The organism is Kitasatospora sp. NPDC040550 (assembly GCF_055594965.1).
The window spans coordinates 11,980-26,866 of sequence record NZ_JBVIWC010000035.1 but is presented as its reverse complement, the minus strand read 5'-3'; the positions used below and the strand labels follow the sequence as shown (position 1 = coordinate 26,866).

The 14,887-nt window shown below is 73.1% G+C and carries 11 protein-coding genes; 4 read left to right on the top strand and 7 right to left on the bottom strand.

Annotated features, from left to right (window positions below; all coding sequences use genetic code 11):
* Nucleotides 1-89: 89 nt before the first annotated feature.
* The 4 genes from ACZ58X_RS35520 to hrcA all read right to left on the bottom strand — a co-directional run bounded on the left by ACZ58X_RS35520 (nt 90) and on the right by hrcA (nt 6,516).
* Entirely contained in the window at nt 90-3,338 is a 3,249-nt protein-coding gene (locus ACZ58X_RS35520; RefSeq protein ID WP_470337701.1) for a S41 family peptidase, read from the bottom strand.
* 82 nt (nt 3,339-3,420) lie between these two features.
* On the bottom strand, nt 3,421-4,170 hold the full coding sequence (locus ACZ58X_RS35515; RefSeq protein ID WP_470337700.1) for a 16S rRNA (uracil(1498)-N(3))-methyltransferase: 750 nt from the start codon (nt 4,168-4,170) through the stop codon (nt 3,421-3,423).
* Between the two features lie 93 nt (nt 4,171-4,263).
* Nucleotides 4,264-5,403, bottom strand: coding sequence for a molecular chaperone DnaJ (gene dnaJ, locus ACZ58X_RS35510; RefSeq protein ID WP_470337699.1), 1,140 nt, complete (start codon nt 5,401-5,403; stop codon nt 4,264-4,266).
* Between the two features lie 78 nt (nt 5,404-5,481).
* Nucleotides 5,482-6,516, bottom strand: a complete 1,035-nt coding sequence (gene hrcA, locus ACZ58X_RS35505) for a heat-inducible transcriptional repressor HrcA (RefSeq protein ID WP_360228778.1) — start codon at nt 6,514-6,516, stop codon at nt 5,482-5,484.
* A gap of 267 nt (nt 6,517-6,783) precedes the next feature.
* Here hrcA and htpX point away from each other — a divergent pair, with 267 nt between their 5' ends.
* The 3 genes from htpX to ACZ58X_RS35490 are packed head-to-tail and all read left to right on the top strand — an operon-like array spanning nt 6,784 to nt 9,188.
* On the top strand, nt 6,784-7,704 hold the full coding sequence (gene htpX, locus ACZ58X_RS35500) for a zinc metalloprotease HtpX (RefSeq protein WP_470337698.1): 921 nt from the start codon (nt 6,784-6,786) through the stop codon (nt 7,702-7,704).
* 42 nt (nt 7,705-7,746) lie between these two features.
* Nucleotides 7,747-8,331, top strand: a complete 585-nt coding sequence (pspAB, locus tag ACZ58X_RS35495) for a PspA-associated protein PspAB (RefSeq protein ID WP_470337697.1) — start codon at nt 7,747-7,749, stop codon at nt 8,329-8,331.
* Between the two features lie 23 nt (nt 8,332-8,354).
* Nucleotides 8,355-9,188 carry a DUF3097 domain-containing protein gene (locus ACZ58X_RS35490; RefSeq protein WP_470337696.1) on the top strand — a complete coding sequence of 278 codons (834 nt, stop codon included), beginning with the start codon at nt 8,355-8,357 and terminating at the stop codon, nt 9,186-9,188.
* Here the strand turns inward: ACZ58X_RS35490 and ACZ58X_RS35485 are convergent.
* From ACZ58X_RS35485 to ACZ58X_RS35475, 3 genes are read right to left on the bottom strand one after another with little or no spacing between them, the layout of a single operon-like run.
* Nucleotides 9,179-9,457 carry a hypothetical protein gene (locus ACZ58X_RS35485; protein WP_470337695.1) on the bottom strand — a complete coding sequence of 93 codons (279 nt, stop codon included), beginning with the start codon at nt 9,455-9,457 and terminating at the stop codon, nt 9,179-9,181. The two genes, ACZ58X_RS35490 and ACZ58X_RS35485, sit on opposite strands and share 10 nt — an antisense overlap.
* Before the next feature lie 41 nt (nt 9,458-9,498).
* The gene (hemW, locus tag ACZ58X_RS35480; RefSeq protein WP_470337694.1) at nt 9,499-10,728 is read right to left on the bottom strand and encodes a radical SAM family heme chaperone HemW; all 1,230 of its coding nucleotides are present in this window, start codon (nt 10,726-10,728) and stop codon (nt 9,499-9,501) included.
* A gap of 58 nt (nt 10,729-10,786) precedes the next feature.
* The gene (locus ACZ58X_RS35475; RefSeq protein ID WP_470337693.1) at nt 10,787-12,724 is read right to left on the bottom strand and encodes an AMP-dependent synthetase/ligase; all 1,938 of its coding nucleotides are present in this window, start codon (nt 12,722-12,724) and stop codon (nt 10,787-10,789) included.
* Between the two features lie 325 nt (nt 12,725-13,049).
* On the opposite strand from ACZ58X_RS35475, the gene ACZ58X_RS35470 reads away from it, so the two are divergent.
* On the top strand, nt 13,050-14,783 hold the full coding sequence (locus ACZ58X_RS35470; protein WP_470337692.1) for an ABC transporter ATP-binding protein: 1,734 nt from the start codon (nt 13,050-13,052) through the stop codon (nt 14,781-14,783).
* Nucleotides 14,784-14,887 lie beyond the last annotated feature (104 nt).

The following is a 14,887-nucleotide window of genomic DNA, read 5'->3' as shown; positions in this document are numbered from 1 at the left end:
GCGATCAAGAACAGCCCCGCATCCTACCCACGCCCCGGGGCGGGAGCCCGGCCGCGCCGGACCCCGCGCCCCGGAGGGCCCCGCGCCGGCTAGACCCAGGGCAGCGGCGGCGCCGTGCGGGCCGGGGTGGCGGCCAGGGTGTCGAGGGCGATCCGCACGGCCTCGGCCAGCTGCGGGTCCTCGCCGGCCGCCCAGTGGTGCGGGGCGAACGGCACCTCGACGTCCGGGTCGACGCCGTGGTTCTCCAGGCCCCAGCCGTAGTTCTCCATCCACATCGCGTACTTGGGCTGGGTGACCAGGGTGCCGTCGACCAGCTGGTACCGGCTGTCGATGCCGATCACCCCGCCCCAGGTCCGGGTGCCGACCACCGGGCCGATGCCGAGCGCCTGGATGGCGGCGTTGACGATGTCGCCGTCCGAGCCGGACAGCTCGTTGGCGATCGCGACCACCGGCCCGCGCGGGGCGTCCATCGGGTAGGGCACCCGGCCCTCGGTGTCCCGGATCGCGTACCAGCCGATGATCCGCCGGGCCAGCTTCTCTATCACCAGCTGCGAGGTGTGGCCGCCGCGATTCTCCCGGACGTCCACGATCAGGCCCTCCTTGGCCATCTCGGTGGAGAGGTCGCGGTGCAGCTGCGCCCAGCCGGCCGTCTGCATGTCGGGGATGTGCAGGTAGCCGAGCCGGCCGCCGGACAGCTCCCGCGCCTTCGCCCGCCGGCCGGCCACCCAGTCGTGGTAGCGCAGCGCCTCCTCGTCGGCGAGCGGGACGACCACGGGGTGGCGCCGGTCGGTGCCGTCCTTGCCGGCCACGGTCAGCTCGACCGGCTGCCCGGCGGTGCCGGCCAGCAGCGGGGCCGGGCCGGTGACCGGGTCGACCGGGCGGCCGTTGACGGCGAGCACGGCGTCGCCCGGGCGGATCGCGGCGCCGGGCGCGGCCAGCGGCGAGCGGGCCCGGGGGTCGGAGGACTCACCGGGCAGGATCCGGCCGATCCGCCACCGCTCACCGTCCCGGACCAGGTCGGCGCCGAGCAGGCCCTGGCGCCGGGCGGGCTCGGTGTAGCGGCCGTACGGGACGACGTAGGCGTGCGAGGTGCCGAGTTCGCCGTGCACCTCCCAGAGCAGGTCGACCAGTTCGTCGTGCGAGCCGACCCGCTCGACCAGCGGCCGGTAGCGCTCCAGGACCCCGGCCCAGTCGACGCCGCCGAGGTCGGGGCGCCAGAAGTTGTCCCGCATCAGCCGGCCGTTCTCGGCGTACATCTGCCGCCACTCGGCGGCCGGGTCGACGGTCACCCGCAGCCGGGTGAGGTCGACGGCGGTCTCGTCGTCCTCGCCGCCCGACTTGCGGTCGGCCGGGAGGATCCGCAGCTCGCCCCCGTCCAGCACGGCCAGCCGGGTGCCGTCCCCGCTGACCGAGAACCCGTCGACGCCGTGCACCAGTTGCTCGACCCGGCGCTTCCTGAGGTCGAAGCGCTCCAGCACCGGGCGGGGCCGGTCGTCGTCCAACGAGGCCGCCTCGTCGCCGAGTTCGCCGAGCAGCGGCGCCCTGGTCCAGAGCACCCCGTCCTTGGCGGCGCGCAGCGCGTGGAAGCGGCCGCCCTCGACCGGGAAGGGCACGATCCGGTCGGCGATGCCGTCCAGGTCCACCCGGACGGCCGGCACCGCCCCGTCCGCGGCCTCCTCGCCGTCCGCCGTGCGGGCCTTGGGCTCGTCCTCCTCCCCGCCGGGCGCCCGCCCGGCCCGCTGCGGGCCGAACGGGGACGGCGTCTCGGCGGCGAGCGTCACCAGGTGGGGGCGGCAGCCGTTCGGGAAGGACAGGCCGAAGGCGTGGGCGTCGTAGACCGGGTCGAAGCTGCGCACCGACAGGAAGGCCAGGTAGCGGCCGTCCGCGGTGAAGGCGGGCGAGGTGTCCAGGAAGCGCTGCGAGGTGACCTCCCCGACGGTGCGGGTGGCCAGGTCGGCCAGCACGATCTGGCGCAGCGAGTACGGGCCCATCCGGTGCACCGGGCGCGACCACGCCAGCCAGGCCGAGTCCGGGCTGAACACCAGTCCGCTGACCTCGCCGTCGGTGCTGCGGTCCAGCTCGTGCACGGCGCCGTCGGCCAGGCCGACCACCAGCACCCGGCCGTCGTGCACGCCGACCGCGGCCCGCCTGCCGTCCGGGGAGACCACCAGCGAGTTGACCCGGCCCAGTCGCCCGGCGGCCAGCCGGCGCCGCTCGGGGTCGTGCACGGCGGGGGCGTACTCCAGGGCGTCCTCGCCCTCGGCGTCGGACACCCAGAGCACGCCCTGGGCGCCGTCCTCGCCCGGCACCACCCGGGCCAGCCGGGCCCGCACGCCCGGGGTCTCGTCCAGCACCCGGGCCGGGCCCTCGCGGTGGGTCAGCCAGTGCACGCTGCCGCGCACCACCACGGCGCCGGCCCGGCCGGTGCGGTCCGGGGCGACGGACTCCAGCCAGTGCGCGGCGTGCACCGGGTGGGGGCGGCGGCGGGCCCGCGAGCCGGCCGGCCGGACGTCCAGCCGGCGCGGGGCGGCGCTCTCCAGGTCGTCCAGCAGCCACAGGTCGCCGGCCCGGTGGAAGACCACCCGGGTGCCGTCGGTGGTGGCGTTGCGGGCGTAGAAGCCGTCCGGGTCGGTGCTGTGGCGGCGCAGGTCGGAGCCGTCCGGGCGGCTGGACCACAGGTCGCCGACGCCCTCGTGGTCGGACAGGAAGGCGATCCGGCCGTCGCCGTCCCCGGCCACCCAGAGCGGGGAGTCGAGCTGCCCGGCCAGCTCCTGGTGGATCCGGGCGAACCGGTCCTGCCCGATCCACAACTTGCCGGCCCGGCCGCCCCGGTAGCGCTTCCACCAGGCCGGCTCGCGGTTGTTGACGGTCACCAGCAGCACCCGGTCGCCGTCCGGCTCGAAGGCGAGCCCGCCGACCGGCCCGTACGGCAGCCGCACCGCCTCGCCGCCGTCCAGCGGCACCGCGTGCGCCCAGCAGCGGCGCACACCGGACTCGCCCGCGCCGGTGGTGGCGATCGGGCGCCCGTCGGCGGTCCAACCCTGCACCCGGGTCTCGGTGTTGCCCCAGTACGTCAGCCGCCGGGACGGTCCGCCGTCCACCGGCACCACGTGCACCTCGGGGGCGCCGTCCCGGGTGGAGGTGAAGGCGATGTGCCGCCCGTCCGGGGAGAACCGGGGGTGCTGCACGGGCAGGTGATCGGCCGTCAGCCGCCAGGCCCGGCCGCCGTCCAGCGGGGCCAGCCACAGGTCGTCCTCGGCGACGAAGGCGACCAGGTCGCCGTGCAGGTGGGGATGGCGCAGATAGGCGCCCGCGGAGGTGCTCAGGGAGTCCGTCACGCCGCCAGCGTAGGCAGGTGCGGGTACGAGCCGCTCCGTTTTCCGCAGACTCCCGGCGGGCGCGCGGAAGGTGCCGGTGGGGTCAGGCCCAGCGGCCGGTGCGCCCCAGCAGCAGCGCCCCGGCGGCCACCCCGGCGGTCGAGGTGCGCAGCACCGAGGGGCCCAGCCGGTACGGCTCGGCGCCGGCCTCGGCGAAGGCGGCCAGCTCCTCCGGGGAGACCCCGCCCTCCGGGCCGACCACCAGCACGATGTCCCCGCCGGCCGGCAGCGCGGCCTGCGCCAGCGGCTCGGCGCCCTCCTCGTGCAGCACCGCGGCGAGCGCGGCCCCGGCCAGCAGCGGTGCCAGCTGGCGGGTGGTCATCGGGTCGCGCACCTCGGGGAAGCGCAGCCGGCGGGACTGCTTGCCCGCCTCCCGGGCGGTGGCCCGCCACTTGGCGAGCGCCTTGGCGCCGCGCTCGCCCTTCCACTGGGTGATGCAGCGGGAGGCGGCCCAGGGGACCACCACGTCCACGCCGACCTCGGTCATGGTCTCCACGGCCAGCTCGCCGCGGTCGCCCTTGGGCAGCGCCTGGACGACCACGATCCGCGGCGCCGGCGCCGGCTCCCGCCGCACGGCGGCCACCGTGACCTCGATCGCGTCCTTGCCGAGCACCGCGGCGACGGTGCCGTCCACGCCCAGCCCCAGCCCGTCCGCCAGGGTGACCGCCTCGCCGGCCTCCAGCCGCTTCACCGCGGCCGCGTGCCGGCCCTCGGGCCCGTCGAGCCGCAGCACGGCCCCGGGCACGGCGGCGGCGATCCGCTCGGTCTCGACGACGAAGACGGGCGCGGTCATGGCGGGGAACCTTTCCTGGGGTGGCCTGCGGCCGGGGAGGGGGAACACCGAAGGGGTGCCGGGGATCCTCCCCCGGCACCCCTCCTCGGACGACTACCGGCCGTTGAAGGCGTCCTTCAAGCGCGAGAACAGGCCCTGCTGGCCCGGCGCGAACTGGCCGGACGGCCGCTCCTCGCCGCGCAGCAGCGAGAGCCGGCGCAGCAGCTCCTCCTGCTCGGCGTCGAGCTTGGTGGGCGTCTGCACCTCGACGTGCACTATCAGGTCGCCCCGGCCGCCCCCGCGCAGGTGGGTGATGCCCCGGCCGTGCAGCGGGATCGACTGGCCGGACTGGGTGCCGGGCCGGATGTCGACCTCCTCCAGCCCGTCCAGGGTCTGCAGCGGCACCTGGGTGCCGAGCGCGGCCGCCGTCATCGGGATGGTGACGGTGCAGTGCAGGTCGTCCCCGCGCCGCTGGAACACCGCGTGGGCGGTCTCGGCGATCTCGACGTACAGGTCGCCGGCCGGGCCGCCGCCGGGGCCGACCTCGCCCTCGCCGGCCAGCTGGATCCGGGTGCCGTTGTCCACACCGGCCGGGATCTTCACCGTCAGGGTGCGGCGGGCCCGCACCCGGCCGTCGCCGGCGCACTCGGGGCACGGGGTCGGCACCACGGTGCCGAAGCCCTGGCACTGCGGGCACGGGCGGGAGGTCATGACCTGGCCCAGGAACGAGCGGGTGACCTGGGAGACCTCGCCCTTGCCGCGACACATGTCGCAGGTCTGGGCCGAGGTGCCGGGGGCCGCGCCCTCGCCGCTGCAGGTGGTGCAGGTGACGGCGGTGTCGACCTGGAGTTCCTTGGTGGTGCCGAAGGCGGCCTCCTCCAGGGTGATCTCCAGCCGGATCATGGCGTCCTGGCCGCGGCGGGTGCGCGAGCGCGGGCCGCGCTGGCCGGCCGCGGCGCCGAAGAAGGCGTCCATGATGTCGGAGAAGCCGAAGCCCGCCGCGCCGGCGCCGAAGCCGCCCGCGCCACCGCCGCCCGGCGACAGCGGGTCGCCGCCCAGGTCGTAGACCTGGCGCTTCTGCGGGTCGGAGAGCACCTCGTAGGCGGCGTTGATCTCCTTGAACCGCTCCTGCGTCTTCGGGTCCGGGTTGACGTCCGGGTGCAGTTCGCGTGCCAGGCGCCGGAACGCCTTCTTGATCTCGTCCTGCCCCGCATCCCGTCGGACGCCGAGTACCGCGTAGTAGTCCGTGGCCACCAAATGCTCCGCTTGTTCCGCCTGTAGTAGTGCTGCGACTGGACGCCGGCCGTTAGATTTCTAACAGCCGGCCGTGTGCTACGACTCGGCCAGGATCTGGCCCACGTACCGTGCCACCGCCCGCACCGCCCCCATTGTGCCCGGATAGTCCATCCGGGTCGGACCGATCACACCCAGTTTGGCCACACTCTCGTCGCCCGAACCGTAGCCGACCGAAACGACCGAGGTGGAATTCAGCCCTTCGTACGCGTTCTCCCGCCCGATCCGGACCGTCATCGCGGCGTCCGTGGTCTCACCCAGGAGGCGGAGCAGGACGACCTGCTCCTCCAGGGCCTCCAGCACCGGCTGGATGGTGAGCGGGAAGTCGTGCCCGAAGCGGGTCAGGTTGGCCGTGCCGGCCAGCATGATCCGCTCCTCGTTCTGCTCGGCGAGCGCCTCGAACAGCGTCGCCAGGACCGTGCTGACGGTCGGCCGGTCGGCCGCCTCGAAGGCCGCCGGGAGCTCCTCCAGGAGCCCCGGGACGTCCGGCAGCCGCTGGCCGGCCGCCCGGGTGTTGATCCGCGAGCGCAGGTCCGCCAGGACCGTCTCGCCGACCGTGCCCGGGCAGTCGACCATCCGCTGCTCGACCCGGCCGGTGTTGGTGATCAGCACCAGCATCACCTTCGCCGGGGCCAGCGCCACCAGCTCGATGTGCCGGACGGTGGAGCGGGTCAGTGAGGGGTACTGCACCACGGCGACCTGGCGGGTCAACTGGGCGAGCAGCCGCACCGTACGGGTGACCACGTCGTCCAGGTCGACGGCGCCGTCCAGGAAGTGCCGGATCGCCCGGCGCTCCGGGGAGCTCATCGGCTTGATCTCGGCGAGCTTGTCGACGAACAGCCGGTAGCCCTTGTCGGTGGGGATCCGCCCGGCGCTGGTGTGCGGCTGGTGGATGTACCCCTCCTCCTCCAGCGCCGCCATGTCGTTGCGCACCGTGGCCGGGGACACCCCGAGGTTGTGCCGCTCCACCAGGGCCTTGGAGCCGACCGGCTCCTCGGTGCCCACGTAGTCCTGGACGATCGCGCGCAGCACGGCGAGCTTGCGGTCGTCCAGCTGGCGGACCTCTCCGGCCATGGGGCACGCACCTCCGTCTTCGCACGTTGTCCGTCTGTGATGCTGCGAGCCGCTCCGGGGAGGACCCCGACCCTGGCACTCTGCACGCACGAGTGCCAAAACCGTACCTGCCAGTGTACGGCCCGGGTCGTACCGCAGGAACGGCCCGGCCGGGGTGATCCTGCCCGCAGTTCCGGACGGCCACCACGACACTCCGCGTGCGCGGGTGGTGCCCCGGGGCCGTCCGGGTGGCAGCATCGAAAGCGACGGCGAACGGAGGAGCAAGCGATGTCGAGCTCGGGCCAGCACACCCGTTTCGCGCCCGACCGCGGCCTGACCAGCCGCATGGTCGGGACGATGTTCGTGATCGGGCTGCTGTACGTCGGTTTCACGGGCCTGCTGATCGCGCTGCTGCGCGGGGCCTGGCCGCTGATCGTGCTGATCTCCGGCGGGCTGTTCGTGGCCCAGTTCTGGTTCAGCGACAAGATCACCGAGCGGGCCATGGGCGCCCACCAGGTGACCGAGGAGCAGTACCCCCAGCTGCACGGCACCATCGACCGGCTCTGCGCCCTGGCCGACATGCCCAAGCCCCGCGTGGCGGTCGCCGACAACGACATGCCGAACGCCTTCGCCACCGGCCGCAACCCGCAGAACGCCGTGGTGTGCGTCACCACCGGCCTGCTGCGCCGACTGGAACCCGAGGAGCTGGAGGGCGTCCTGGCGCACGAGCTGTCGCACGTCGCCCACCGGGACGTCGCGGTGATGACCATCGCCGGCTTCCTCGGCGTACTCGCCGGGGCGATGACCCGGGTCGCGATGTACGGCGGGTTCATGGGCGGCAACCGCAACAGCAACGACCAGAACGCGGCCATCGCGGCGCTGATCATCCCGCTGGTGTCGATCGTGGTCTACGCGATCAGCTTCCTGCTCACCCGGCTGCTGTCCCGCTACCGCGAACTGGCCGCCGACCGGGCCGCCGCCCAGCTCACCGGGCGGCCCAGCGCCCTCGCCTCGGCGCTCACCAAGGTCACCGGGCAGATCGCCGCCATCCCCACCGAGGACCTGCGCAGGGCCCAGCCCTACAACGCCTTCTACTTCGCCCCCGCGCTGAGCGCCAAGGAGACCGCCTCCCAGCTGCTCTCCACCCACCCGACGCTGGAGAAGCGGTTGGCCCAGCTCGCGAAGATCTCCGAGCAGCTCGGCCACTGACCCCCTGAACTCCGGCCCCGCCCGATTCCCGAAAGGACCGCCGTGGGATTCCTGGACGCCCTGTTCGGCCGCACCAAGCCCGTCAAGCCCGACCTCGACCAGCTGTTCGGCGTGCCGTCCGCCGCGCTCACCCTGGAGGCCGGGGCCGGGTTCCTCCCCACCGGGCTCGGCTCGGTCTGCTTCGCGGCCGTCGAGGGCGCCGCCTTCGTCCAGGTGGAGCAGCAGGTCCGGGCCCTGCTGGACGCCGACACCGAACGCGGCGGCGTCCCGGTGGAGGCCTCCAAGGACGGCTACGGCTACTCCTGGCTGCTCACCCGGCACACCCCCGAGGAACTCCCGGAACTGGTCAACGACCTGCACGCGGTCAACAGCGAACTGGAGGGGAACGGCTTCGGCCCGCAGCTGCTCTGCTCCCTGGTCGCCTTCCGCAACCCGGAGGGCCAGTCGCTGGCCCTGGTCTACCTCTACAAGCGCGGCACCTTCTACCCCTTCGCCCCGATGCCCGGCGGCGGTGAGCGGCGCAACAGCCCGCTGGAGCTCCAGGTGAACGCGATGCTGGCGAACGACCTGCGGCTGGAGAAGGACCTCAGCCGCTGGTTCCCGGTCTGGGGCGCGCCGGGCCTCTGACGCCCCGTCCGTAAGATCCCCCCATGCGCAGCCACCAGTACGGACCGGACCTCACCCCGCCGTGGAAGAAGCAGCAGCCCGCACCCGAGGTGCCGGCCGAGCGGGACCTGGTGGTCGAGGAGGCGGCCACCGGCTACTGCGGGGCGGTGGTGCGCTGCGAGCGGACCGCCGAGGGGTTCACCGTCACCCTGGAGGACCGCTTCGGCAAGCACCGGGTCTTCCCGCTGGTGCCGCGGGGCTTCCTGCTGGAGGGCAGGGTGGTCACCCTGGTGCGCCCGGCCGCGCCCGCCGCGCCGCGCACTCCCGCCCGCACCGCCTCCGGCTCCCTCGCCGTCCCCGGCGCCCGGGCCCGGGTCGCCCGCGAGTCCCGGATCTACGTCGAGGGCCGGCACGACGCCGAACTGGTCGAGCGGGTCTGGGGCGACGACCTGCGCATCGAGGGCGTCGTCGTCGAGTACCTCCAGGGCATCGACGACCTCCCCGCGATCGTCGCCGACTTCGCCCCCGGGCCCGGCCGCCGCCTCGGCGTCCTGGTCGACCACCTGCTCCCGGGGACGAAGGAACACCGCATCGCCGCCCAGGTCACCGGCGAGTCGGTGCTGGTCGTCGGCCACCCCTACATCGACATCTGGCAGGCCGTGAAGCCGTCCAGCGTCGGCATCCCGGCCTGGCCCGCCGTCCCCCGCGGCGAGGACTGGAAGGAGGGCACCTGCCGCCGCCTCGGCTGGCCGGTGGACACCCCGGCGGCCTGGAAGCACATCCTGTCGAAGGTCGACAGCTACAAGGACCTGGAGCCCGAACTGCTGGCGAAGGTCGAGGAGTTGATCGACTTCACCGCGATCCCGGATCAGGGGTAGGTCTGGAACTCCGAGGTGTCCAGGATGATGTCCAACAGGTCGAGCCGAATCGGATCGCCGAACTTGGTGGTTCGCTCGGACCAGTACACCGGGAGCGACCGCCACCGGGCGTACGGGGACTGGTGCTGAATCGCGGAGACGATGAGGTTATGGACCATGTCAAGCCCCGCCATCATCACGATTTCCCCCCTGATGAGCTCGGCCTTGACGCCTTCCGGAACCTCCAAGTTCTCGAAGATTCCCATCATCCGGTCATCGATGGCGGTCATCGCACGCTCCCTCCGACGGCTGACCCCCACGTCAACGAATGTCAGTCCACCAGGTCACGCACGACGGCGTCCGCCAGGAGCCGCCCCTGGAGGGTCAGGGCGGCGCGGCCCTGCTCGTAGGCCGTCTCGGCGAGGAGGCCGTCGGCGAGGGCCTTGGCGGCGGCCTTGCGGCCCGTCTCGGCCAGCAGGTCCAGGGGGATGCCGTCGGCCAGGCGCAGTTCCAGCAGGATGCGCTCGACCCGGCGATCCTCCTCCGACAGCACCTCGCGGCCCAGGGCCGGGGTGCGGCCCTCGGCGAGGGCCTGGGCGTAGGCGGCGGGGTGCTTGGCGTTCCACCAGCGGACGCCGCCGACGTGGCTGTGGGCGCCGGGGCCGGCACCCCACCAGTCGCCGCCGGTCCAGTAGAGCTCGTTGTGGCGGCAGCGCCCCTGGGGGGTGGTGGCCCAGTTGGAGACCTCGTACCAGGAGTAGCCGGCGGCGCTGAGCGCCTGTTCGGCGAGGAGGTAGCGGTCGGCGTGCACGTCGTCGTCGATCATCGGCAGTTCGCCGCGCTTGACCCGGGCGGCCAGCTTGGTGCCGTCCTCGACGATCAGGGAGTACGCGGAGACGTGGTCGGGCCCGGCGCCGATCGCGGCGTCCAGGGAGGCCCGCCAGTCGTCGTCGGACTCGCCGGGGGTGCCGTAGATCAGGTCCAGGTTGACGTGGTCGAAGCCGGCCGCGCGGGCCTCGGCCACGCAGGCCTCGGGGCGGCCGGGGGTGTGGTGGCGGTCGAGCAGCTGGAGGACGTGCGGGCGGGCGCTCTGCATGCCGAAGGAGATCCGGTTGTAGCCGCCCTCGCGCAGTTCGGCGAGGTACGCCGGGTCGACGGACTCGGGGTTGGCCTCGGTGGTGACCTCGGCGCCCGGGGCGAGCCCGAACTCCTCGCGCAGCGCGGCGAGCATCTTCACCAGGTCGCGGGCGGGCAGCAGGGTCGGGGTGCCGCCGCCGAGGAAGACGGTCTCCACCGGCAGGTCGACGTCCCCGAGGACGCGACGGGCCAGCCGGATCTCGGCGACCACGTTGTCCGCGTAGGTCTCCTGGGAGGCGACGGCCCCGGAGGAGCGCAGTTCGGTGGCGGTGTAGGTGTTGAAGTCGCAGTAGCCGCAGCGGCTGGCGCAGTACGGGACGTGCAGGTAGAAGCCGAACGGTCGGTCGCCCAGCCCGGTGAGGGCGTGCGCGGGCAGGGAACCGTCGGACGGCACCGGTTCGCCGTCGGGGAGTGCGGAGGGCATGACCCCATTGTCCCGTACGGCTCACCCGAACTCGTGAGCCGTACGGGAGGGGGGTGGCTCAGGCCTCGTTGGCGCCCGCGTACATGGCGGTCACCGCGTCGGCGTAGGTCCGCTCGACCACCGGGCGCTTGATCTTGAGGCTCGGGGTGAGCTCGCCGTGCTCGATGTCGAGGTCGCGCGGCAGCAGGTGGAACTTCTTGATCGTCTGCCAGCGCTGGAGGTCGGCGTTGACCCGCTTGACGAAGCCCTCGATCAGCTGGTGCACGGCCGGGTCGGCGGCCAGCTCGGCGTAGCTCTTGCCGGCCAGGCCGCGCTCGGCGGCCCACGGCATCAGCACCGCCTCGTCCAGGCCGATCAGCGCGGTGCAGAAGTTGCGGCCGTTGCCGATCACCAGGATGTTGCTGACGAACGGGCAGACCGCCTTGAACTTGCCCTCGACCTCGCTGGGCGCCACGTACTTGCCGCCGGAGGTCTTGAACAGGTCCTTCTTGCGGTCGGTGATCCGCAGGAAGCCGTCGGGGCTGAGCTCGCCGATGTCCTCGGTGTGGAACCAGCCGTCCGGCTCCAGCACCTCGGCGGTCTTCTCCGGCAGGTTGTGGTAGCCGCGCATCACGCCGGGGCCGCGCAGCAGGATCTCGCCGTCCTCGGCGATCCGCACCTCGGTGCCGGGCAGCGGGCGGCCGACCGTGCCGATCCGGACGTCCTCCTTGCGGTTGACGCAGGAGCCGGCGCTGGTCTCGCTCAGCCCGTAGCCCTCCAGGATCGGCACCCCGGCGCCGAGGAAGAAGTAGCCGATCTCGGGGGCCAGGGCGGCGCTGCCGGAGACGGCGCCGCGCAGCCGGCCGCCGAAGGCGGCCCGGATCTTCGCGTACACCAGCTTGTCGGCCAGCGCGTGCTGCAGCCGCAGGCCCAGCGGGGCGCTCTCGGCACCGGTGGCGACCCGGCTCTCCTGGACCACCCGGGCGTAGTCGCGGGCGACCTTGGCGGCCCACAGGAAGATCTTGTACTTGGCGCCGCCCTCGGCCCGGGCCCGCCCGGCGATGCCGTTGTAGACCTTCTCGAAGATGCGCGGCGCCGAGGCCATGGTGGTCGGCCGGATGACCGGCAGGTTGTGGATGATCCGGTCGACCCGGCCGTCCACCGCCATCACGTGGCCGGTGGCGATCTGGCCGGAGATCAGCGTCTTGCCGAAGACGTGCGACAGCGGCAGCCACATGAACTGGACGTCGTCGGGGCCGAGCAGGCCGCTGGCCTCCTGGGCCCGGCCCTCGTAGGCCCAGCAGTCGTGCACCAGGCGCACGCCCTTGGGGCGGCCGGTGGTGCCGGAGGTGTAGATGAGGGTGGCCAGCTGCTCCTTGTCGAGCCCGGCCACGGCCTTCTCGACCGCGTCCGGGTGCTGCTCCAGGTACTCGGCGCCGCGCCGTTCGAGCTCGGCCAGGGTGATCAGGTCCAGCCCGGCCGTCGGGAGCTCCTCCGACCCGGGCACCCCGGCGGGGGCGTCGAAGAGGATCACGGTGCGCAGCTCGGGCAGCTCGTCGATGTGCTCGACGGCCTTGGCCAGCTGGGCCGCGTTCTCGGCGAACAGGGCCCGGGAGCCGGAGTTGGAGAGGATGAAGGCCGTCTCGTCGGCGTTGGTGCTCGGGTACACGGTGGTGATGGCGGCGCCCGCGCACATGGCGCCCAGGTCGGCGAGGATCCACTCGACCCGGGTGGAGGAGGCCAGCGCGACCCGGTCCTCCGACTGGATGCCGAGCGCCATCAGGCCGGCGGCCACCGCCTTGACCCGGACCGCGGTCTGCGCCCAGGTGAGCGAGCGCCACTGCTCAGCGCCCGGCGCGCCGTCCGCGGCGTGCTCGTCGACCGAGGCCGGGTAGCGGTAGGCCTCGGCGTTCGGGGTCAGGGCGACCCGCTCCAGGAACAGGTGGGCGACGGAGGCGGGACGCCCGGCGACGATGTCGGCACTGCCGGAGTCGATCAGGGACTGCGCGGAACTCAACGAGGACCTCCGGGGGCGGGTGGCCGTCTGAGGGATTGTCGCGGCGTCCGTGGGGGCGGCCGCCGGGCCCCGGTTAACGTGGTTGGTACCGGTCAGTAACAAGGGCGTAGTCAGCAGCCTAGGGGGAAACCGGTCATTCCGTAAGGGGGCGGCCCCAGCTGGCACGCCCCCGACGCGCCGGTGCCGGTCCCACGGGGCGCGAACCGGGCCCGGATGGCAAAGGCCCGGCAAACCTCCGCCGGACAGCCCACGAATCGTCTGTACGACGCTACAGAACGACGAGAATTGGGGTGCGAACCCGACCGGCGACGACAAGAGTGTGCCAGTGCTGATCAGACTGCTCCGGGCGTACCTGCGCCCATACTCCCGACCGATCACCCTGCTGGTGGCCCTCCAGCTGGTGTCCACCCTCGCGGCGCTCTACCTGCCCACGCTCAACGCCGACATCATCGACAAGGGCGTGGTCAAGGGCGACACCGGCTACATCCTGCGCCTGGGCGCCGTGATGATCGGCGTCACCCTGCTCCAGGCGCTCTGCTCCATCGGCGCCGTCTACTACGGAGCCCGCACCGCGATGGCCTTCGGCCGCGACCTGCGGGCCGCCGTCTTCGACCGGGTGCAGAGCTTCTCCGCCCGCGAGGTCGGCCAGTTCGGCGCCCCGTCGCTGATCACCCGCACCACCAACGACGTCCAGCAGGTCCAGATGCTGGCCCTGATGAGCTTCACCCTGATGGTCGCCGCACCGATCATGTGCGTCGGCGGCATCATCATGGCGCTCAACCAGGACGTCCCGCTGTCCGGCCTGCTGCTCGCCGTCATCCCCGTGCTCGGCGTCGTCGTCGTCCTGCTGGTGCGCGCCCTGCGGCCGAAGTTCCGCAGCATGCAGGTGAAGATCGACACCGTGAACCGGGTGCTGCGCGAGCAGATCACCGGCATCCGGGTCATCCGCGCCTTCGTCAAGGACGGCCACGAGCAGCAGCGCTTCGCCGACGCCAACGAGGACCTCACCCAGGTCGCCCGGCAGGTCGGCCGGCTGATGTCCGTGATGTTCCCCGCCGTGATGCTGGTCGTCAACGTCTCCAGCGTCGCGGTGCTCTGGTTCGGCGCCCACCGCATCGACAGCGGCGGCATGGAGATCGGCGGGCTCACCGCCTTCCTCTCCTACCTGATGCAGATCCTGATGAGCGTCATGATGGCCACCTTCATGTTCATGATGGTGCCGCGCGCCGAGGTCTGCGCCGAACGCGTCGAAGAGGTCCTCGGCACCTCCTCCAGCGTCGTCCCGCCCGCCGCCCCGGTCACCGAGGTGCTGCGCCGCGGCAACCTGGAACTGCGCGACGTCGCCTTCCGCTACCCCGGCGCCGAGGCCCCGGTACTGCGCGGCATCGACCTCACCGCCCGCCCCGGCGAGACCACCGCCATCATCGGCTCCACCGGCGCCGGCAAGTCCACCCTGCTCGGCCTCGTCCCCCGGCTCTTCGACGCCACCTCCGGACAGGTCCTGCTCGACGGCACCGACGTGCGCGAGCTCTCCGCCGACACGATCGCCGACAGCGTCGGCATCGTCCCGCAGAAGCCCTACCTCTTCTCCGGCACCGTCGCCAGCAACCTCCGCTACGGGCGTCCCGACGCCACCGACGAGGAGCTCTGGCACGCCCTGGAGATCGCCCAGGCCAAGGACTTCGTCGAGAAGCTGCCCGAAGGCCTGGACGCCCCCATCGCCCAGGGCGGCAGCAACGTCTCCGGCGGCCAGCGCCAGCGCCTGGCCATCGCCCGGGCACTCGTCCGACGGCCCGACGTCTACCTCTTCGACGACTCCTTCTCCGCGCTCGACTACGCCACCGACGCCAGGCTGCGCAAGGCCCTCGCCCGCGAGACCTCGAACGCCACCGTCCTGATCGTCGCCCAGCGCGTCTCCACCATCCGCGACGCCGACCGGATCATCGTCCTCGACGAGGGCGCCGTCGTCGGCACCGGAACCCACCACGAACTGATGGCCGACAACCCGACGTACCGGGAGATCGTGCTCTCCCAGCTCACCGAGCAGGAGGCGGCGTGACCACCCCAGGAAAGCCCGCCGGGAAACCCTCCGGGCCGAACGCCGGGCCCGGCGCCGGACAGCCCGCGGACAAGCTCCCCAGCGACTCCCAGGCCGCCGCCGCC

Coding starts and splice junctions, on each gene's coding strand:
- ACZ58X_RS35515 (WP_470337700.1), bottom strand. CDS start 4,170: ATGACCGCGCCCGTCTTCGTCGTCGAGACCGAGCGGATCGCCGCCGCC.
- hrcA (WP_360228778.1), bottom strand. CDS start 6,516: ATGGCCGGAGAGGTCCGCCAGCTGGACGACCGCAAGCTCGCCGTGCTG.
- htpX (WP_470337698.1), top strand. CDS start 6,784: ATGTCGAGCTCGGGCCAGCACACCCGTTTCGCGCCCGACCGCGGCCTG.
- ACZ58X_RS35490 (WP_470337696.1), top strand. CDS start 8,355: ATGCGCAGCCACCAGTACGGACCGGACCTCACCCCGCCGTGGAAGAAG.
- ACZ58X_RS35485 (WP_470337695.1), bottom strand. CDS start 9,457: ATGACCGCCATCGATGACCGGATGATGGGAATCTTCGAGAACTTGGAG.
- hemW (WP_470337694.1), bottom strand. CDS start 10,728: ATGCCCTCCGCACTCCCCGACGGCGAACCGGTGCCGTCCGACGGTTCC.